We start from the raw sequence: 18,011 nt of genomic DNA on the forward strand, positions 1-18,011 counted from the left end.
AGCTTCGGCCGTCAGGCGTCAGGCGGAAGAACGGCGGACGGACGACGATGAACAGAGAAGTTCGGCAACTCCTGCGCACCGGCCCGTTCGAGGTGGCGCTCGACGCGGCCATCGAGGCTTCCGGGCTCACCCTGGACCGGCTGTGCAGCAGGCTGGCCGACCGAGGTGTGATCGTGAGCCGCACCTCCCTCTCGTACTGGCGGCACGGCCGCAGCCGACCCGAGCGCGCCGCGTCGCTGACCGCCCTGAGCCGGCTGGAGGAAATCCTCGGGCTGCCCGCGGCGTCGCTGGTCGTGCTGCTGGGCGCCCGCCGGCCGCGGGGCCGCACACCGCGTCGCGCGCCCGGGACGCTCTCGCGGCGCGAGCTGTGGCCGTCGTGCGGGCCGCTGCTGAACGGCCTGGACGTGTCGTCCGACCGGCGGCTGGACCTGCTGAGCGTCAACGACGCGGTGGTCGTGGACGAGCGCACCGGTGAGCGCCGGCAGCGCTGCCGGCTGGTGGTGCGCGCCGCGGCCGACCGCGTGGACCGCCACCTGGTGTGCCACGAGATCGACGACCCCGCGTTCCCGGCGCCGAGGTTGACCGGGGTGGCGCACGCGCGGCGGGGCCGGGTGCGCCGGGACGAGGCGGGCCGGTCGCTGGTCGCGGAGTTCCTGTTCGACCGACCGCTCGACCGCGGCGAGCACACCGTGCTGGAGTACGAGCTGAGCCTGCCGGACGGGCTGCCGCTGGACCACTTCTACCGGCGGTTCAGCCGCCCGGTCGGCCTGTACACGGTGCAGCTGCGGTTCGCGGGCCGGCCGCCGGGACTGGTGCGCCGCTACGACAAGGCCGGCCTGCGCGGCCCGGAGCGCCACGTCGAAGACCTCTGGCTGGGCGCGGCGGGCACCACGGCGCTGGTGGTCCCGGCGGTGCGACCGGGCACCGTCGGCGTCCGGTGGGAGTGGTGAGGGGGAACCGGTCGTAAAACTGTTCCGCGAAACCCCCTCCGACCTGCGCTTTCCTCGTGGAGGAGATCGCCGGACGGACCGGTAACGCAGCACTTCGGGCAGTGGTCGCCGCCGACTAGTTTCCGGTTTCCACGCTCCGGGCCGACACCGGTCCGGAGCCGGAGAAGGAGTGATCAATGCCCTGCACATCCCGATCGCTGCCTGCCGCGGTCGCCGCGCTGGTGGTGTTGGCCCTCGCGGCGCTCGCACCGCCCGCGTGGGCGGCCGAGCCGGAGGGCGAGGTCCGCGTCGCGGCGAAGAACCCCGTTCCCGGTGTGTACGTCGTCAAGCTGAAGGACCGCCCGGACGTCGGCGCCACCGCGAGGTCCCTGAACAGCCGCTACGGCGGCACCACGACGCACGTGCTGGAAAAGGTCATGCGCGGCTTCGTGGTGGAGGACCTGACCGAGCGGCAGGCCCGCCGCCTGGCGGCCGCCCCCGAGGTCGACTCGGTGGTCCAGTCGGGCACCGCCCGCGCCGCCGACGTCCAGGACAACCCGCCCAACTGGGGCCTGGACCGCGTCGACCAGCGCGACCTGCCGCTGAACCGGAAGTACGACTACCCGGCCGGCGCGGGCGCCGGGGCGAACATCTACGTCGTCGACACCGGCATCCGGTACACGCACCAGGAGTTCGAGGGCCGCGCGAAGTTCGCCGCCGACTTCGTCGTCCCCCCGACCAACGGCAACGACTGCGACTCCGCCAAGCAGGGCCACGGCACCCACGTGGCGGGCATCGCCGCGGGCAAGACCCGCGGCGTGGCCAAGAAGGCGGCGCTGTGGTCGGTGCGCATCCTGGGCTGCCAGTCCACCGGCAAGGACAGCGACATCGTCGTGGCCGCCGAGTGGATCGCCAAGAACGCGGTCAAGCCGGCCGTGGTGAACATGAGCGTGTACGCCGACGACCCGTCGGTGGGCGTCGAGGCGATCCGGGGCGCGATCGCCTCCGGCGTGCAGTGGTCCCTGATCACGGGCAACAACGGCGGCAACTCGTGCGACTACGGGCCGGGCAGCCGGGTCGAGACCGGGGTGCGGGTGGCGAACTCGACCAGCTCCGACCAGCGCGCGGGCGACTCGAACGACGGACCGTGCACGGACCTGTTCGCGCCGGGGTCCTCCATCGACTCCTCGGTCAACACCTCCGACACCTCCTACGGCCAGAAGTCGGGCACGTCCATGGCGGCGCCGCACGTGGCGGGCGCGATGGCGCTGCGGCTGGGCGAGCAGCCGTCCGCCACGCCGGAGGCCCTGAAGAAGTGGGTGGTCGACAACGCCACCACGGGCAAGATGACCAACATCCGCTCCGGCACGCCGAACCGCCTCCTGCACGTGCCGGTCGCGGCGCAGCCCGTCAACGACTTCTCGATCGCGTCCACCCCGTCGTCGGTGAGCGTGGACCCGGGCGCCTCGGCGGTCACCACGATCTCCACGGCGGTCACCCGCGGATCGGCGCAGAACGTGGCGCTGTCGGCCACCGGCCTGCCGGCGGGCGTCACGGCCGCGTTCGAGCCGTCGTCGGTCACGGCAGGCGGCTCGGCGGAGCTGACGCTCACCGCGGCGGCGAACGCGAGCCCGGGCAGTTACCGCGTCACCGTGACCGGCAAGGGCGCCGACGCCACGCGGAGCACCGAGGTGGCGCTGACCGTCAACGGGGAGGTTCCCGACGACTTCGCCCTCACCACCACCCCGTCGAGCGGGACCGTGGCGGTGGGCTCCTCGGTGTCGACCACGGTGGGCGCGTCCGCGGTCACCGGTGAGACCGGCGCCGCCGTCATCGGCGGCACGCCCGCCACGGTCGCGAAGTACCCGTTCATCATCTCCCAGCACCGGACCGGCGGCGCCCGTCCGGCCGAGCAGTCGTGCACCGGCTCGGTGGTGGCCAAGCGCGCGGTGCTGATCGCCGCGCACTGCAAGTTCTCCCAGGGTGACCCGAAGTACCTGGTGTACGGTCGCGACGACCTCGCGGACACCGGCGCCGGCGCCCGCGTCGAGATCGAGGAGTACCGCGTCCACCCGAGCTACAACCCCAACGACGGCTGGCGCACCGGTTTCGACGTCGCGGTGATCTTCACCAAGACCGACATCCCCACCCCCGCGGGCATGGCCTACCCGGCCGTCGCCCGCTCCGGCGACTCCCTGCCGCTGGGCACCCGGGGCGTCGCGATCGGCTACGGCAAGACCGACTCCCAGGACGCCCAGCGCAACAGCAGGCTGTGGGAGACCGTCCTGCCCACCGTGGACGACCAGAACTGCCGCAACATCAACGGTCAGTTCGACGCCCGCTACATGTTCTGCGACGGTTACGGGACCGGGGAAACCGGGCTGTGCCAAGGGGATTCGGGGGGACCGTACTACCACAACGGCAAGGTCTGGGGCGTTTTCTCGTGGCTGCGCACCGACTGCGCCTCCTACAACGCCCACGGCAAGCTGTGGGGCGTCATGGGCGACTGGGTCCACGAACAGCTCGGGGGCACCCCGCCGACCGGTGACATCGCACTGTCCGCCACCGGTTTGCCCACCGGTGCCACGGCGGCCTTCAGCCCGTCTTCGATCGGTGTCGGGGGCAGCGCCACCCTCACCATCAGCACCTCGGCGTCCACCCCGATCGGTGAACACCGCATCACGGTCAGCGGAACGCGCGGCACCGTCACCCGGCAGACCACGTACACCCTGACCGTCACCGGCGGCAGCGCCACCCTGTCCATCGCCGACCCCGGCACTCAGACCAGCGTCCGGGGCAAGCCGGTCACCCTGCAGGTGAGGGCCACGGGCGGCAGCGGAGGTTATCGCTTCACCGCAACCGGCCTGCCCGCCGGCCTGACCGTCAACGCGGCCACCGGGCTGATCAGCGGCACCCCTACCACGTGGGCGAACTACCGCCCGACGGTGACCGTGACCGACAGCTCCGGGGGTCGGGCGCAGGTGTCGTTCTACTGGTTCGTGTTCCCCAACTAGGGTCGCTCGGCGTAGCGGGTGGTCGGGCTGGTTGAGGCAGCGTTCGGCCACGTCGCGCTGATCGGCGGTCGCCCGCCCCGTGGGCACAGGGCCACGGGGCGGGCGATCAGGTCCGTGCTTTCGGGACAGGTGAACCCGATGCGCCCGGCCTGCCTTGTCGACTCGGTGGGCACGGACAACGCCGGAGCAGGCCGGTTCGGGCAACCACCAGCACGGTGAACGGCTCGACGGCGATGTGCCTGCCGAAATTCCGTGGATGTTGTAGAACTGCCCGTGCCGATGTAGGGCGTGGAGCAGGTGCTGTTTCGGATGAGGGCAGGTAGAAGGTCGTGGTGGCAGGAGAGAGCGGTGACCCGGAGGTGCGTCCGTGGCGGTCCGACGCGGTGTGGACGTCGGTGGCCACCGAACTGCGGGGTCATCTGGAACGTGGGCTCGGCGGTCTGCTCACCGAGGACGTGGTGCGGTTCGCCACCGCACGGGCTCTGGTAGCAGCAGGTGTGGACGCGGCGATGTTGCGGGTTGAGGCGCCGCACCCGGCGCTGAAGGGCTCGCGGATCGACCTGGTGGTCGGACGGCCCTCGCCCGTGGCGCTGATCGAGTTGAAGTTCCCTCGGGAGCCGAACGAGGTGAACGCGGCGTGGACCATGGCCTTGGGCGAAGTCCTGAAGGACTTCTACCGGCTGGCCGCCTACCCCGGCGGGATCGACCGGATCTTCGTCTACGTCGAGGGAACCCGCCTGCGCAGGTACATGGCCGGTGCCGCGCAGCGCTACGGAGTCGACCTGGACACCGACACGGTCGCACTCACCCCTGCCTCCACCGCCGGACTACCCGCCACAGCCCTCGGGATCATCGGCCCCGACCTGGCCCGCCACCACGTCACGGCGACCCGCCTCTCAGTCATCCCCATCGACGACACCTTGCGCCTGGCCGTCTACCACGTCCACCCGCTCACCACCGCGCCGCAGACCCTGCCGAGTTCCCCCGCCACGAAGGAGGGTGCGAGCCGCTAGGTCCTCGGCTTGGCCGCGGCCTCGGTCGGATACGTCGAAAGGAGCTTCCCGGGCACCGCCTCGACCGCAGGACTCCGCCGGCGGAGCGTGGTGGGCGTGGCACGTTGGAGTCACACGGTGGGAGGTTGGTGGGTGAGGGCGCGTCGGTGGTTGCCTGCGCTCGTGTCATCCGTAGTGGTCCGGTGTCGCTGTTGGCACCGCCGACGACCCAGCCTCCGACGTCCCGTTCCGGTGCCCAGCCGACTGGCTGAGCCGGGCGCCGAAGCGGGTGCGAGCCGTGCGGATGAGGTGTTGTCAGAACGACGAAGGCGCTGGCCACGGCTGGAGCGACCAGTTCTCCGCCTCGCCGGCCACGCGGTGCTGATCGGCGCGGCTCTGTGGCGCACTGATCACCGGCCCGCAGACGATGGTCCGTCCACGAGCCGGTGACTTGCCGTTCTCGGTCACGCTGGATCGGAGCCGAGGGCCACGTCAAACCGGCCTGGCGATCCGTCGGGCGCCGATCAGCCGTAGCTGACGTAGCAGTTCACGCCGTCCGACTCCCTGTAGCAGTGCGCGTTCTCGTGATCCTGGATCTTCGTGTAGACGTTCGCACCGAGCCGCCGCCACGATCCGTGCATGTTCAGCCAGTACGCCTCGTGCTGGAGCGTGAACGCGTCGGTGTCGTTCCACACCGTCCAGCTGTAGGTCCTGCCGTTCATGCTGGCCGTACGGCAGTTGCCACCCGGGCTCACGTGGTTCCAGGTGTTCCCACCGCCCCAGTTCCAGATCGCGCAGTTGCCCCCGTACCCGGCGTTGTAGTTGCGGATGTCCTTCGCGATGACCAGGTTCTGGATGCTGTCGTGCCGGATCACGTCTCCGCCGACCACCAAGACCTGCTGCTCCTCCGAGACCGGCGCGGCGACCGCGACGGACGTGCTCGCCAAGCTCAGGAGCACACCCAGAGCAGCGGCGAATACGACACGTGCCCTCATTGCCCTCCGTTCATGGATATGTGAAAAATGGCGGGATCGAGCCGGGAACTTCGGCTCACGACCAGTGTGGCTCCACGGTTCGGCGTCACACCATTGGCGGTTCCGCCATGCAGGAACCGCCACGCCGATGGGTGCTCTCACGAGCGTTCCACTTGACGAACGCGACTCCAGCGACGAAGCGTGCTGCCCTGTGCGCCGTCGGCGGTTGTCGGGGTGGTCTGGTAGATAGGGGGCATGTTCCGCGACTTCAACTTCAAGCTGCTGGTCATCGACAAGCTCATGTACCAGGACAAGGTGATCCAGCCCAGCTTCCGGATCGCCGACGTCCTGCACGCCAAGGGCGCCACCGGCGACCTGTGGAAGTACCTGTACGAGCAGGACCTGCTGTACACCGTCCTCGAAGAAGCCCGCCAGTACTTCACCGACTTGGAGATCACCACCGAGCAACTGGCCACTGTGGATGAACTGACCACCGACGGCGGCTTGGAGGTCTACCACCAGTGCGCCCCGTTCTGGGACGGGGAGGACGACCTCTTCGACGTCACCTCACTGGACGACCTCGCCCTGCTGCCGAACCTCCGCGTGATCCACGGCGGCGACGAGGCCATGATGGCCGCTCCCGGTGCCGAGGACATCCTCAAGGCCCGAGGGATCGCAGTCGGATGAAGTGATGCGGGGAGCCTGAGTTCGGGGCGTCAGGTCAGCAGTGCCAGGCGGTCGACGAGCCGGTCCAGCACGTCCTCCGGCCACGGGAACATCGGCGAGACCGGGGAGAGGTCGGCCAGGCTGTGCAGTCCGATCCAGAGCGACGTGGCGTCGGCGAACGGGTTGGTGCCGGCCGACCGTCCGGCGTCCGCGCAGCTCTGCACCGCGCGCACGAGCACGTCGAACACGTCGAGACCGATGGCCGCCGCGTCCTCAGCGGCACCGTCGCCACCTCAGCCCCGCCCCCGTCCAGTTCGCCACCTCGGCTTTCGACGGGCGCGAGCATCGCGGCAACCACGGGACCCGGGTCGTTGGCGAGTGGGCCGCCGCCTGGAACACCAACTCGCCCGAGCGCATGGCAGCCCTGTTCACCGACACGGGCCGTTCCGCACCGGCGACCGCGTCGCCGGTGCGGCGGGAGTTCTCCGGCACCGACATCGGCTCCTTCGCCGAGCACCTCCCGCCGGCAAGTCGTTCACCGTCCCGGTCCTGTCCCACTTCGAGATGAAGGGCGACAAGGTCCAGCGCTGCGAGGACTACTGCAACGTCGCAGACCTCCTTCGCCAGGTCGGCCTGCCCGCGGGGGTCTGGACCCCGTCCACCACGTGAGCGCCCTAAGGTGTCCCGCTGGAGGTCCCGTTGACAGAGATGTCCCCCGTCGAGGTCTGGCAGACCATCGACTTCTGGGCCGGTGTCCCCTGGCCGGCGTCCCGCGCCGACGCCCAGCGGATGGCGGTCGACCACCTCGGCTGGGCGATCGAGGTCGAGGACGGGCTGGGGTACCTGGTCAACCCGGCCTTCACACCACCGGAGGTGTCCATGTCCGGCATCGACACCGTGTCGTTCGTGCGCTTCCTGGTCACGGACGTGGTCGCGAAGGAGACGCCGGCGACGAGGGCCCTCCTCGGCGACCTCTTCACGCTGGCGGTGCGCGAAGGGGCGGCCCGACTGGGACCTCCGTCCATCAGGCGCGACCGCGGGCACACCGACGCGACCTGGGAGATGGGGCCTGCCCAGGTCACCATCACGCTGTCGTCGCGAGCGGTGGCGGTCCGGTTCCGCACCCCGGAAGGCCGGTGATCGAGGTGACCGGGGTGTCCGACTGGGAGGCGTTCGGCGACGGTCTCACCGAGGCGTTGCGGGAAGTGTCCGACCGGGTCTTCCTGGTCGTCTTCTCGCGGGCCGACCCACGGGTGTTCGTGCAGTTCGCCGGCGGCGAGCACGAGCTGCACGCGGAGGCGGCGGGGTCGCCGGGCGCGGATTCCAGCCGCATGGCCTCGGCCGGGTGGACACCGCCGACCGGAATCGACCCGCCGAACTGGACCTGTTCCTCGCCGCTGCCCGCGTTGACGGTGGAGTACGCCGCGATGGCGGCACGCTGCGTGGTGGCGTTGCGCGATGTCCACGGGCTCCGCAGTCCCGATGAGCTGGTGCACAAGGCGTGGCGCGAGGCGGAATGGCCGTCCAGCCCGGTCCCGCCCGCTGAACGGGACCGGGGTGAGGACCCGCTGGTGGTGCCGTGGCTAAATCTCCCGTCCGCACAGGGGTGACAGCCGGCTGCGCCTGGTCTCCGTCAGGCTCGTCGGACGGATTCGCTACGCAGCCGTAGCGTATTCTTGGCGCATGTTGCGCAGCAGCCGTCCCGCGGTCGAGCGGATGCGTCCGCCCAAAGCCCCCTACCTGGTCATCAACCGCATGGTGCGGGCGCTGTTGTCCTCGCCGCGCCGATCGGCGCGAGTGGGGCGGCACCTTCTGCTGCTGCACCTGGTCGGACGCAGGTCGGGGCGGTTGTTGGAGTTCCCGGTGGCCTACCGCGAGCTGGAGGACGGCCGCCTGCTGGTGTTGACCAGTTCACCGTGGCGGGCGAACCTGCGCGATCGTGGCGAGGCGGAGGTGACGCTGCTGGGGCACCGCCGCCGGGCCGGTGCGGAGTTGGTGGAGGACCCCGACGCCGTGGCCGAGGTGTACCGGCGGTTGATCGAGCAGGTGGGGCACCGGCGGGCGGGGCGGCGCATGGGCATCCGCATCAACGTCGACCGCGTCCCCACTCAGGAGGAACTGGCGCACGCCGCGCGGCGCGACGGGCTGTCGCTGGTCTACCTCGACCCGGGGCCGGACGCCCGGTCGTGACACCGCGCACCGACCCGAGGGTGGTGCGCAGCCGCGCCGCCGTCCTGCGCGCCACCCTGGCGCTGGTCGCCGAACGCGGCATCTCCGCCACCACCGTGGAAGCGGTCGCCGAGCGCTCCGGCGTGGCCAAGACCACCATCTACCGCCAGTGGCCGGACCGCGCCGCCCTGGTGGTCGCCGCGTTCGACACCACCCTCACCCCACCCGCCGACCCCGACACCGGCAACCTCCGCGACGACCTCGTGCACCTGCTCACCGGCCTGGCCCACGCCCTGACCACCGGCCCCGCCGCGAGCCTCATGCCCGCGCTCATCGACGCCGCCGGACGCGACGCCGCCTTCGCCGCCCTGCACCGCCGTGAAGCGGACCGGCGCCACCGCGTCGTCCTCGACGCCATCGCCCGCGGCATCGACCGCGGTGAGCTACCGGCCGACACCGACCCCGCCGACGTGCTCGACCTCCTCGCCGGTCCCCTGTTCCACCGCCGCCTGATCTCCACCGCGGACCTCACCGCCGACTTCGCGCGCCGCGTCGTCGACCTCGTGCTCCGCGCCCACACCACGCCGCACCCGTGACCATCGCCGATGTCGTTCAGGGCCGCATCAGCAGGCGTTCGACGTCCAGGGCGGCGGCCAGCAGCCGGTCGTCCTGGTTCCGCGGCGCCGACAGGAGCAGACCGACACCGGGGACGTCCACGGGCGACGGGGGTGGCAGGGGCAGGGACACGCCGGGCATCCCGAGGTAGCTCAGCAACATGGTGGTGCGCAGCGTGCGTCGGTTGGTGGCGTCGTAGAGGGCGTCGTCGGCCAGCAACGGCGCCAGTGCGGGAGGGGTGTGGCGCACTGCGGGGCAAGCCAGCAGCGCGTCGCCGAGCTGCCGACGCAGCTGTCGGCGCAGTCCGGCCATCTCCCGGTAGACCGGCCCGACGTCGCGCGCGGCGTCGGCGAACCCGGCCAGCCTGCGCAGCACGGCCGGGTCGACCCCGCTGTCGTCGTGCGGTGGGCGGCGCAGGAGGTGGCCGTGCAGCGCCAGGGCTTCGGCCTCCACGATCGTGCCGTGCCGGTCCATCAGCTCCTGCGCCCGGTCGAGGACCGGCACGTGGTGCTGCTCGATCCGCGCTCCACGATCGGCCAGTCTCGCGAGGGCTTGGTGGAAGCGGTCCCGGACCTCGGGGGCGCAGTCCTGCAGCAGTTCGCCGGTGGGGACGAGCAGCAGGGGTTGTCGGGGTGGTGCGGGGTGCGGGGCGCGGGGGCCGGTGAGGATGCGATCGGTGGCCAGGACGTCGCGCATCGAGGTGGCGAGGATCCCGACGCTGTCCAGGGTTGGCGCCAGCGGGAGCATCCCGGCGGTCGGGTAGCGCCTGTCGGAGGCTTTGAAGCCGATGACGCCGCAGAACGCGGCGGGCACGCGGATCGAGCCGGAGGTGTCGGTGCCGATCGCGATCGGCACGACGCCGGTGGCCACCGCCACCGCGGAGCCGGAGGAGGAACCGCCCGGCACGAGCGGTTCGGCGCGGTCGTGCGGGTTGGCGGGGGTGCCGAAGGCGGGGTTGGTCCCGAGGCCGCCGAAGGCGAACTCCGACAGGTTGGTCTTGCCCACGCACACCGCGCCCGCCGCCGTGAGCAGCCCGACCACGGCCGCGTCGGCCGTCGCGGCGGGGTTCGCGGACCGGGTGCGGGACCCGGCGGTGGTGACGGCGCCCTCGACGTCGAACAGGTCCTTGTAGGCGACGGGGACGCCGTCCAGCGGTCCGCGTGGCGCGGCGGCGCGGTGCCGTTCCCGGCTCGCCCGCGCCTGGGCGGCGGCGCGGGCGTCGGTGACGGTGGTGAACACGCCGCGGGCGCGCGGGTCACGGGCTCGCGCGACGGCGCGCGCGGCCACGTCGGAGGCGTCCAGCCCGCCCTCGGCGATCGAGGCGCCGAGGCCGATCCCGTCGACGCCGGCCGCCTGGTCGCGCACCGCGCGGGAGCCGACCGGGCCGGTGGTCGCGGCGGCGTGGGCAGGGATGTCCGGGCGGGCGTTCACGACCGGGCCTGACGGGTGGGCGATGCGGCGGAGGTCTCGCTGAGGGGACGGCCGCGGGTCTCCTCGCCGAGGGCGACGGTGACCAGCAGGCCGGCGACGTTGACCGCGCACAGCAACCACATCACCGCGCCGACGCCGGAGTCGGCCAGCAGCACGGGCAGCAGGAACGTGGTGGTCGCCGCGCCGATCCGGCTGATGGCCACGACCGCGCCGGTCGCGGTGGCGCGCACGCTGGTCGGGAACAGCTCGCTGGGGTAGATGATCTCGATGAAGTTGCAGGCGCCGGAGGTGACCGCGTACACCGCCAGGGCCAGGAACAGGATCTCCGCCGGGGCGGTCGGGGCCAGGGCCAGGAACGCGAAGGCGGCGGCCATCACGACGAAGGTCCAGTTCAGCAGGGGCTTGCGTCCGACGCGGTCGACCAGGAGCAGGCCGGGGACCCCGCCGAGCAGGAACATCGCGCTGATGATCAGTTCGGCGGCGTAGCCGGTGGAGGCGCCCAGGCCCAGCTCGGCGAGGATGTCGGGGCCGAAGGTGTAGATGGCGAACAGCGGGATGACGTGCGCGGTGTAGAACACGCCGATGAACACGACCCGGCGCAGGTAGACGCCGCGGAAGACGTCGGAGTAGCGGGTCCGGGCGGGCGGTTCGGGGATGTCGGCGGCGCTCGCGCCCGGCCCCCAGACCTCGCGGCAGATCGCGGTGGCCTCCTCGACCCTGCCCTTGCTGAGCAGCCAGCGCGGGGACTCCGGGGCGCCCAGCCGCATCATCAGCGTCGCCAGGCCGAACACCGCGGGTGAGGCGAGCATCCAGCGCCAGGCGTCGTCGCCGAGACCGGACAGCGCCCAGCCCGCGGCGGCAGCGGCTGCGGCGCCCGCGGCCCACACCACGAACAGCGCCCCCAGCAGGCGGCCTCGGTGCTTGGCGGGCACGAACTCGGCCAGCAGCGAACTGGCGATCGGGTAGTCGGCCCCGATGGCGATGCCGAGCACGAACCGCAGCAGCACCATCTGCCACACCTCGTCCGCGAACGCCGACAGCACCGACACCAGCGACAGGACCAGCAGGTCGACCACGTACATGACCTGCCGCCCGACCCGGTCGGTGAGGTAGCCGAACACCGCGCCGCCGACGAAGATGCCCACCAGCGCGGCGGCGCCCACCAGGCCGACCTCGGCGCCGTCCAGGCCCAGCGCGGGTTTCATGGTGACCAGCGCGATGCCGACGATGGTCAGCGCGAACCCGTCCAGGAACGGCCCGCCCGCGGAGTAGAGGGTCAACTTCTTGTGGAAGCCGTTGAGGGGTGTGTCGTCTATGAGGGAGGTCCGGGTCGCGGGCATGGCGGATCGCCTCTCGGGCTTCGGGTTCGGGATGCGCGGAGACCGGCCACAGGAACCGGCGTGCAGGTGCGCGGGTCAGGGCGCGGTGAGGGGCAGGGCGAACGTGGCGCGCACGTCGGTGAACCGCGACGCGACGCGGCCCAGCGGGCGCAGGCCGCCCAGGTCGATGCGCCCCGGCGCGCGGAGCAGGTCGGGGGCCACGTGGACGGCGACGACCTCGCCGATGACGACGGTGTCGCTGCCGGGGCGCAGCAGTTGCCGCAGGCGGCACTCCATGCCGATCGCGGACTCGGCCACGCGCGGTGGCCGCACCCGCGTGGACGGCACGGGGGTGAGGCCGGCGATCTCGAACTCGTCGGTGTCGGCCGCGTGTTCCAGGCTGGTGCGGTGCATCCGGTCGGCCACGTCGACCGACACGGAGTTGACCACGAACTCGCCGCTGTCGCGGATGTTGACCAGCGTGTCCTTCACCCGGCCGTTCGGACCGTCCTCGATCGTCAGCGACAGCATCGGCGGCGTGTTCGACACCACGGTGTAGAAGCTGAACGGCGCCAGGTTGAGCACCCCGTCCCGGCCGACGGTGGAGGTCCAGGCGATCGGGCGCGGGGTCACCGTCGCGGTGAGCAGCCCGAAGACCTCCGCTGCCGGCATCGTCGCGGGGTCGAACGCCACCGCCTCGGCGTTCACGGCGCCCCCGCCCCGCGCGGGGCGTGCAGCCGCACCTCGACGTCGCGTGGTCGCAGCAGGTCCCCGTTCACCGGCACGAGGTCCTGCGGGCACGCCGACAGCACCACGACGAGGTCGACCAGGGCGCGCAGCACGACCGCGTCGCCGGGACGGCTCACCGGCGCGGCGAACCGCAACTCGCCGTCGGCGTCCCACGGCACGTTCATGAACAGGTTGAGCGGGTGGGGCACGTGGTCGGGGGCCGGCACGCCCGCCGCGGCGAGGGCCTTGGCGTAGTTGTCCGCGCAGTTCGCGTGCCCGGGATGCCCCAGCAGCTCGTAGCGGCGCGGGTCGCACGCCGGGATCAGGGTGTCGTGCACCCCGGGCGAGGTGTCGGCCTCGACGGTCAGCACCGGCCGCCGCAGGTCGTCGCAGAACGCGTCCCCGACCCGCACCGCGAACCGGCCCAGCACGCCGCGCGAGTGCGCCAACGACAGCGGGCGCCGGGGCTCGTCCGCCGTCAACGCCCAGGTGTCCACCACCTGGCTGCCGTGGGTGTTGACGACCTCCACCGCACCGCCGCGCGGCACCTCGAACGCCGCCGCCGTCCCCGCTTCGACAATCCGGTTCACGAGTCCTCCGAAGGGCCTGTGGTCCTGTCCGGGCCGGTCACGGCTGCGCAACCGGTTGCGCAACGACCGTACGCAACCGGTTGCGCAGGGGTCAAGGGACTGGGATGATCGACAGCGTGGACAAGCCCGACGGACGCGCCGCGGAGCCCCGACGACCCACGATGAGGTCGATCGCGCACCAGGCCGGCGTCAACGTCTCGACGGTGAGCCGCGCGCTGCGCGCCGCGCCCGGACAGGAGGCGGTGGGGGTCGGCGCGGACGTCGTGGCCCGCATCCACCGGATCGCCGACGAACTCGGCTACCGCCCCGACCCGCACGCGGCCAGCCTGCGGTCACGGCGCACCAACGTCGTCGGCGTCCTGGTGCCGCGCCTGTCCGACGTCGTGCTGGCCACCATCTTCGAGGGCGTCGACGCCCACTGCACCGAGCACGGCTACCAGGCCGTGGTCGCCAACACCGGCGACGACCCCGCCGAGCACGCGCGCCGGCTGGACCTGATGCGCACCCGCAGGGTGGACGGCCTCATCCTCGCCGACACCCGCCTGACCGACCCGCCCGTCGACCCCGGACTGCCGTTCGTGCTGGTCAACCGCCGCCGCCCCGGTCAGCTGTCGGTCACCTGCGACGACGAGGCGGGCGGGGAGCTGGTCGGCGACCACTTCGCCGACCTCGGCCACCGCCACGTCGGCATCGTCGGCGGTCACCCCTGGGCAGGCACCGCCGTCGACCGCGCGCACGGCTGTCGCGCCGCACTGGCCCGACGCGGCGTCGAGGTGCCCGACAGCCACCTGCTGCACACCGGCTTCGACACCCGCGGCGGCCGGGAGGCCACCGAACGCCTCCTGCGCGCCACGCCGCGCCCGACCGCCATCTTCGCGGTCAACGACTACGCCGCCGTCGGCGTCATGGGCGCCCTGCGGGACGCCGGGCTCACACCCGGGCGCGACGTCGCGGTCGCCGGCTACAACGACATCGACGTCGCTTCCGAACTGCTCATCCCGCTCACCACCGTGGACAGCTCCCCCCTCGACATGGGCCGCCACGCCGCCCGGACGCTGCTGGCGCTCCTGCGCGGCGAGGACGTCTCCCCCGTGCTGCTCCCACCGCGCCTGAGGATTCGTTCCTCCACATCGGACTCGGCCGCGGGGCGTGGCCGGTAGACCGGGGTCAGCGGCCGGCGGGAGGAGTGGCGAACACCAGGCCCTGGCTCGGGGGCGACGAGAAGCCGCGCACGTCCCGGGTCACGACCTTGACCCGGTGCTGGCTGTCGGGAGCCAGGCCGGTGATCGTCGCCTGCTTCCCGGTGGCGAACGCGACCTTCACCCCGTCGAGGTAGACCTCGTAACCCCACGTGTCGAACCACCACGGGACCGCGTGCCAGGCCAGCGACGCGCTGGTGGGCGTCACCCCCGTCACCCGCAGCTGGGACGGCCGCACCGGGTGCTCGATGATGCTCGACTCGGAGGTCAGCGTGCCCAGCGAGCCCTGCGCCGGGTCGGGCGCGCAGGTGGCGGTCACCGTTCCCAGCGGCGTGCCGTCGGCCCGCTCGGGGCGCAGCGACAGGTTGAGTTCGCCGAGGTGGATGGCGTAGTCGCCGGGCCGCGCGAAGGACAGTCCCGGTAGACCTCCCGCCGCGGTCAGGGGCAGCCCGTCACCGGACGGCGTGACCCACGTCGGGGCGAACGTCAGCACCGCCGCGCTCTCCAGCGTGACGGGCCCGACGAAGCCCACCGCGAGCGTCGCCGTGCTGTCGCCGTCCAACCGCACCCCGCCGCGCGCCGCCAACCCGGTCCGCTCGGCGCCGAGCGACAGGTCCACGTCGATGAACGCGGGCTCGGAGTACGGGACGTCGCCGTTCGCCATCCCCTCTTCCGGCAGCACGAGGGTGACGCCGGCCCGCACCACCAGCTCCGGCCCGGACTCGACCGCGCACGTGTAGTCCAGCTCCGACCTCACCGGTGTCGCCGACGCGGTGTGCGCGCTCCCCGCCAACGCCCCGGTGCAGAACAACGCCACGACCGCCGCGCCGACCACGGCGCGCCGGGACTTCGCCACTCGTCGCATGATGCCCCCTCGTGCCGTGGTGGCGCTCCCACCGCACCGCCGACGGTCCCGGGTCGATCGTCCTCGTCCCCCACCCGGCCCACCAGCCCTTCACCGAACCGGCACGCCGACGCCACCGAAGCGCACGGCGGGTAGGGGTCTCCCCGGCCCGGTGCGCGAAAGTCGTTCGCCGACCCCTGCCGGGCGCTGCTACCGTCGGGGCGACCGCTGACTGTGGAGGAAGCCATGGTTGCCCGGAACACCACACCGGGCCACCGCACCGAGGCCGTTCGACGGCCCGGGGCCGCCCGGTGACATCGCCTTCAAGAGCCGATGCACCGCAAGGAGTCTTTCGCATGTCCGGAATTCCCCCGTCCACCTGGTACGTGGACTTCTTCACCGAACTGCCCAACGAGTTCTGGCGGCGCGCCGTGCCGCCGGAGGTCACCGTCGCGGAGATCGACTTCGTCGAGGAACGCCTGGGTCTCGCGCCGGGCTCACGGGTCCTGGACGTGCCGTGCGGCAGCGGGCGGCACAGCCTGGAACTCGCCCGGCGCGGGCACCGGGCGACCGGGGTCGACCTGTCCGCCGAGGCGATCGGGCACGCCCGCCGCGCCGCCGCCGGTCTCGACGTCGAGTTCGTCCACGCCGACATGCGGGACATCCCGCAGGGCAACGGGTTCGACGCCGTGGTGTGCCTGGGCAACAGCTTCGGCTACCTCGAACTCGACGGCCTGCGGGAGTTCGCCGCCGCGCTGGGCGGCGCCGTCCGCCCCGGCGGCGGCCTGGTGGTCGACTTCGCCTCGGCGGCCGAGTCGGTCCTGCCCGGCTACCGGGCCGAACCTCGGACCATGCGGACCGGCGACATCACCGTCCTCGCCACCAGCGAGTACGACGTCGCCGGGAGCCGGATGCTGAGCCACTACCGGTTCACCCGCGGCGAGGAAGAGCTCGACACGACCGCGATCCACCACGTGTACACGGTGGCTCAGATCGTCGACCTGTTGTCCGGCAACGGGTTCACCGACATCGGGCTGTTCGCCGGCCCGGACGGCGAACCGTACGGGATCGGGAGCGGCCGACTCCTGCTCACCGCGCGCCGGACGTCCTGAGCCGGGGGCTCCGGCCGGAACACCGTTCCGGCCGGAGCGCACCCGGCGGTCGTCGCACGCTCAGCGGTTCGACACCCCGTCGCCGGAGGCCGGCTGGACCCGCTCGAACCGCACCCGGTTCAGGTACCCCGGGAGGTCGCTGAGCGAGTACAGCTCGCCGTGCACGTCGGTGGCGATCGCGCTCGGCTGGGTGGGGAGGTTGCCGATCGTGGCGGTCTCGTAGCCGCCGTCGAACTTGGGGCGCACGGCGAACACGCGGGTCGAGCAGTAGTCGCTCGCGATGTAGGTGCCCCACGCCTCCGGGGTCCGGGAACCCCGGTACACCACGCCGCCGGTCACCGAGCAGTTGTCGTTGTAGTGGTCGTACTCGAAGACCGGGTCGGTGTACCGACCGCCCGCCCGGCACTGCTGCGGGTCGAACACCGGGGTGCCCTCGCGGCAGGACCAGCCCAGGTTGGCCCCGCCCTGCCACGGGCGGATGTGGTTGATCTCCTCGACCAGGCCCTGGCCGACGTCGCCGATCCACAGCGAGCCGTCGACCGGGTCGACGGAGAACCGCCACGGGTTGCGCAGCCCGTAGAGCCAGATCTCCGGCCGCGCGCCCGCCGCGCGGACGAACGGGTTGGAGGAGGGCACGCAGTAGGGCTTCGCCCCGCAGGTGCGGTTGACGTCGATCCGCACGATCTTCCCGAGCAGGGTGCCGAGGTCCTGGCCGGACTTGAACGGGTCGTACGCGCCGCCACCGTCGCCGAGGGACCAGTAGAGGTAGCCGTCGCGGCCGAACGCCACCTGTCCGCCGTTGTGGTTGCCGTACTCGGCGTGCTCCTGGGTGAGCAGCACCTGAACCCGCGCCGGGGCGTTGATGGGCACCCGCGCCAGGGTCAGCTCACCGGCCGGCAGGCTCGTGTACGCCACGTAGAGGACGCCGGTCCGGGCGAAGTCCGGCGCGGGCGTGATGCCGAGGAGGCCGCGCTCGTTGTCCGACGCGTCGATCCGCTCGGTCAGGTCGAGCACCGGTTCGGCGGCCAGGCCCGTGCGGGGGTGGTAGGCGCGGACCGTGCCCTCCTTCTCCGCGATCAGCATCCGACCGTCCGGCAGCCCGGTGATCGCGATCGGGCGCCGCAAACCGTTCGCCACCTGTTCGGACGCCACGGTCAGCTCCGTGAGCGGCACCGAGCGGGTGCGGGGCGTGCCGGTCGCGGTGCTGCCGCTCACCGGGGGTGACAGGAACGCGGACAGGGCCAGGACGAGCAGGCCGGCGAGCAAGGGGATCGAGCGACTACGCCGTCGCAACATGGTTCGGCTCCTCGAAGCAGGGAGGTGGTCACGTTCTGGGAGCGCTCCCGAACGTACCGTGACTCCCCGCCCGCAGCCAGCCTCCGTCCTGACCCCTTCCCCGAGGCCCGCATCAACTCGCGGCCGAGCGGG

Annotated in this window: 17 protein-coding genes and 1 pseudogene; 10 read left to right on the forward strand and 8 right to left on the reverse strand. The window is 72.3% G+C overall.

What is annotated here, in order from left to right:
• The first annotated feature begins 47 nt into the window (after positions 1-47).
• The 3 genes from AB0F89_RS30820 to AB0F89_RS30830 all read left to right on the forward strand — a co-directional run bounded on the left by AB0F89_RS30820 (position 48) and on the right by AB0F89_RS30830 (position 4,956).
• A complete protein-coding gene (locus tag AB0F89_RS30820) occupies positions 48-950 on the forward strand; it encodes an XRE family transcriptional regulator (protein ID WP_367129164.1) in 903 nt (300 codons plus the stop codon).
• 176 nt (positions 951-1,126) lie between these two features.
• The gene (locus AB0F89_RS30825; RefSeq protein ID WP_367129165.1) at positions 1,127-3,943 is read left to right on the forward strand and encodes a S8 family serine peptidase; all 2,817 of its coding nucleotides are present in this window, start codon (positions 1,127-1,129) and stop codon (positions 3,941-3,943) included.
• Positions 3,944-4,275: 332 nt separating this feature from the next.
• A complete protein-coding gene (locus tag AB0F89_RS30830) occupies positions 4,276-4,956 on the forward strand; it encodes a hypothetical protein (protein WP_367129166.1) in 681 nt (226 codons plus the stop codon).
• A 503-nt stretch (positions 4,957-5,459) separates the two neighbouring features.
• On the opposite strand, the gene AB0F89_RS30835 is transcribed toward AB0F89_RS30830, so the two are convergent.
• On the reverse strand, positions 5,460-5,882 hold the full coding sequence (locus tag AB0F89_RS30835) for a hypothetical protein (RefSeq protein ID WP_367129167.1): 423 nt from the start codon (positions 5,880-5,882) through the stop codon (positions 5,460-5,462).
• A 282-nt stretch (positions 5,883-6,164) separates the two neighbouring features.
• On the opposite strand from AB0F89_RS30835, the gene AB0F89_RS30840 reads away from it, so the two are divergent.
• Positions 6,165-6,596 carry a hypothetical protein gene (locus AB0F89_RS30840; protein WP_367129168.1) on the forward strand — a complete coding sequence of 144 codons (432 nt, stop codon included), beginning with the start codon at positions 6,165-6,167 and terminating at the stop codon, positions 6,594-6,596.
• Positions 6,597-6,625: 29 nt separating this feature from the next.
• On the opposite strand, the pseudogene AB0F89_RS30845 reads toward AB0F89_RS30840, so the two are convergent.
• Positions 6,626-6,844, reverse strand: a pseudogene (locus AB0F89_RS30845) (WHG domain-containing protein); the annotation flags it as partial.
• Positions 6,845-7,283: 439 nt separating this feature from the next.
• Between AB0F89_RS30845 and AB0F89_RS30850 the strand changes: the two are divergent.
• The 4 genes from AB0F89_RS30850 to AB0F89_RS30865 all read left to right on the forward strand — a co-directional run bounded on the left by AB0F89_RS30850 (position 7,284) and on the right by AB0F89_RS30865 (position 9,340).
• Positions 7,284-7,715: a DUF6301 family protein gene (locus AB0F89_RS30850; RefSeq protein WP_367139057.1), complete on the forward strand. Its 432-nt coding sequence runs from the start codon at positions 7,284-7,286 to the stop codon at positions 7,713-7,715.
• A 14-nt stretch (positions 7,716-7,729) separates the two neighbouring features.
• Positions 7,730-8,185 carry a hypothetical protein gene (locus AB0F89_RS30855; protein ID WP_367129169.1) on the forward strand — a complete coding sequence of 152 codons (456 nt, stop codon included), beginning with the start codon at positions 7,730-7,732 and terminating at the stop codon, positions 8,183-8,185.
• Positions 8,186-8,258: 73 nt separating this feature from the next.
• Positions 8,259-8,765 carry a nitroreductase/quinone reductase family protein gene (locus tag AB0F89_RS30860; RefSeq protein ID WP_367129170.1) on the forward strand — a complete coding sequence of 169 codons (507 nt, stop codon included), beginning with the start codon at positions 8,259-8,261 and terminating at the stop codon, positions 8,763-8,765.
• The gene (locus AB0F89_RS30865) at positions 8,762-9,340 is read left to right on the forward strand and encodes a TetR/AcrR family transcriptional regulator (RefSeq protein ID WP_367129171.1); all 579 of its coding nucleotides are present in this window, start codon (positions 8,762-8,764) and stop codon (positions 9,338-9,340) included. Before AB0F89_RS30860 ends, AB0F89_RS30865 begins: the two co-directional genes overlap by 4 nt.
• A gap of 16 nt (positions 9,341-9,356) precedes the next feature.
• Here the strand turns inward: AB0F89_RS30865 and AB0F89_RS30870 are convergent, their stop codons facing one another.
• From AB0F89_RS30870 to AB0F89_RS30885, 4 genes are all read right to left on the reverse strand, one after another.
• Entirely contained in the window at positions 9,357-10,790 is a 1,434-nt protein-coding gene (locus tag AB0F89_RS30870; RefSeq protein WP_367129172.1) for an amidase family protein, read from the reverse strand.
• Positions 10,787-12,130, reverse strand: coding sequence for an MFS transporter (locus AB0F89_RS30875; protein ID WP_367129173.1), 1,344 nt, complete (start codon positions 12,128-12,130; stop codon positions 10,787-10,789). Before AB0F89_RS30875 ends, AB0F89_RS30870 begins: the two co-directional genes overlap by 4 nt.
• A gap of 75 nt (positions 12,131-12,205) precedes the next feature.
• A complete protein-coding gene (locus tag AB0F89_RS30880; RefSeq protein WP_367129174.1) occupies positions 12,206-12,817 on the reverse strand; it encodes a flavin reductase family protein in 612 nt (203 codons plus the stop codon).
• Positions 12,814-13,428, reverse strand: a complete 615-nt coding sequence (locus AB0F89_RS30885; protein ID WP_367129175.1) for a DUF1989 domain-containing protein — start codon at positions 13,426-13,428, stop codon at positions 12,814-12,816. The genes AB0F89_RS30880 and AB0F89_RS30885 overlap by 4 nt, the downstream gene beginning before the upstream one ends.
• A 104-nt stretch (positions 13,429-13,532) precedes the next feature.
• On the opposite strand from AB0F89_RS30885, the gene AB0F89_RS30890 reads away from it, so the two are divergent.
• On the forward strand, positions 13,533-14,588 hold the full coding sequence (locus AB0F89_RS30890) for a LacI family DNA-binding transcriptional regulator (protein ID WP_367129176.1): 1,056 nt from the start codon (positions 13,533-13,535) through the stop codon (positions 14,586-14,588).
• 7 nt (positions 14,589-14,595) lie between these two features.
• Here AB0F89_RS30890 and AB0F89_RS30895 read toward each other — a convergent pair whose 3' ends face one another.
• The gene (locus tag AB0F89_RS30895; protein ID WP_367129177.1) at positions 14,596-15,492 is read right to left on the reverse strand and encodes a DUF6801 domain-containing protein; all 897 of its coding nucleotides are present in this window, start codon (positions 15,490-15,492) and stop codon (positions 14,596-14,598) included.
• Between the two features lie 335 nt (positions 15,493-15,827).
• Here AB0F89_RS30895 and AB0F89_RS30900 point away from each other — a divergent pair, with 335 nt between their 5' ends.
• Positions 15,828-16,583, forward strand: a complete 756-nt coding sequence (locus AB0F89_RS30900) for a cyclopropane-fatty-acyl-phospholipid synthase family protein (RefSeq protein WP_367129178.1) — start codon at positions 15,828-15,830, stop codon at positions 16,581-16,583.
• 60 nt (positions 16,584-16,643) lie between these two features.
• Here AB0F89_RS30900 and AB0F89_RS30905 read toward each other — a convergent pair whose 3' ends face one another.
• Positions 16,644-17,879 (reverse strand): sorbosone dehydrogenase family protein, encoded by a 1,236-nt coding sequence (locus AB0F89_RS30905; protein WP_367129179.1) that lies wholly within the window; start codon positions 17,877-17,879, stop codon positions 16,644-16,646.
• Between the last annotated feature and the right edge of the window lie 132 nt (positions 17,880-18,011).

Source organism: Saccharothrix sp. HUAS TT1, from assembly GCF_040744945.1.
Classification (GTDB): domain Bacteria; phylum Actinomycetota; class Actinomycetes; order Mycobacteriales; family Pseudonocardiaceae; genus Actinosynnema.

Bases quoted from the DNA above. Each gene is read 5' to 3' on its own strand.
- AB0F89_RS30820 (WP_367129164.1), top strand. From the start codon at position 48: ATGAACAGAGAAGTTCGGCAACTCCTGCGCACCGGCCCGTTCGAGGTG.
- AB0F89_RS30825 (WP_367129165.1), top strand. From the start codon at position 1,127: ATGCCCTGCACATCCCGATCGCTGCCTGCCGCGGTCGCCGCGCTGGTG.
- AB0F89_RS30840 (WP_367129168.1), top strand. From the start codon at position 6,165: ATGTTCCGCGACTTCAACTTCAAGCTGCTGGTCATCGACAAGCTCATG.
- AB0F89_RS30850 (WP_367139057.1), top strand. From the start codon at position 7,284: ATGTCCCCCGTCGAGGTCTGGCAGACCATCGACTTCTGGGCCGGTGTC.
- AB0F89_RS30860 (WP_367129170.1), top strand. From the start codon at position 8,259: ATGTTGCGCAGCAGCCGTCCCGCGGTCGAGCGGATGCGTCCGCCCAAA.
- AB0F89_RS30875 (WP_367129173.1), bottom strand. From the start codon at position 12,130: ATGCCCGCGACCCGGACCTCCCTCATAGACGACACACCCCTCAACGGC.
- AB0F89_RS30890 (WP_367129176.1), top strand. From the start codon at position 13,533: ATGATCGACAGCGTGGACAAGCCCGACGGACGCGCCGCGGAGCCCCGA.
- AB0F89_RS30895 (WP_367129177.1), bottom strand. From the start codon at position 15,492: ATGCGACGAGTGGCGAAGTCCCGGCGCGCCGTGGTCGGCGCGGCGGTC.
- AB0F89_RS30900 (WP_367129178.1), top strand. From the start codon at position 15,828: ATGTCCGGAATTCCCCCGTCCACCTGGTACGTGGACTTCTTCACCGAA.
- AB0F89_RS30905 (WP_367129179.1), bottom strand. From the start codon at position 17,879: ATGTTGCGACGGCGTAGTCGCTCGATCCCCTTGCTCGCCGGCCTGCTC.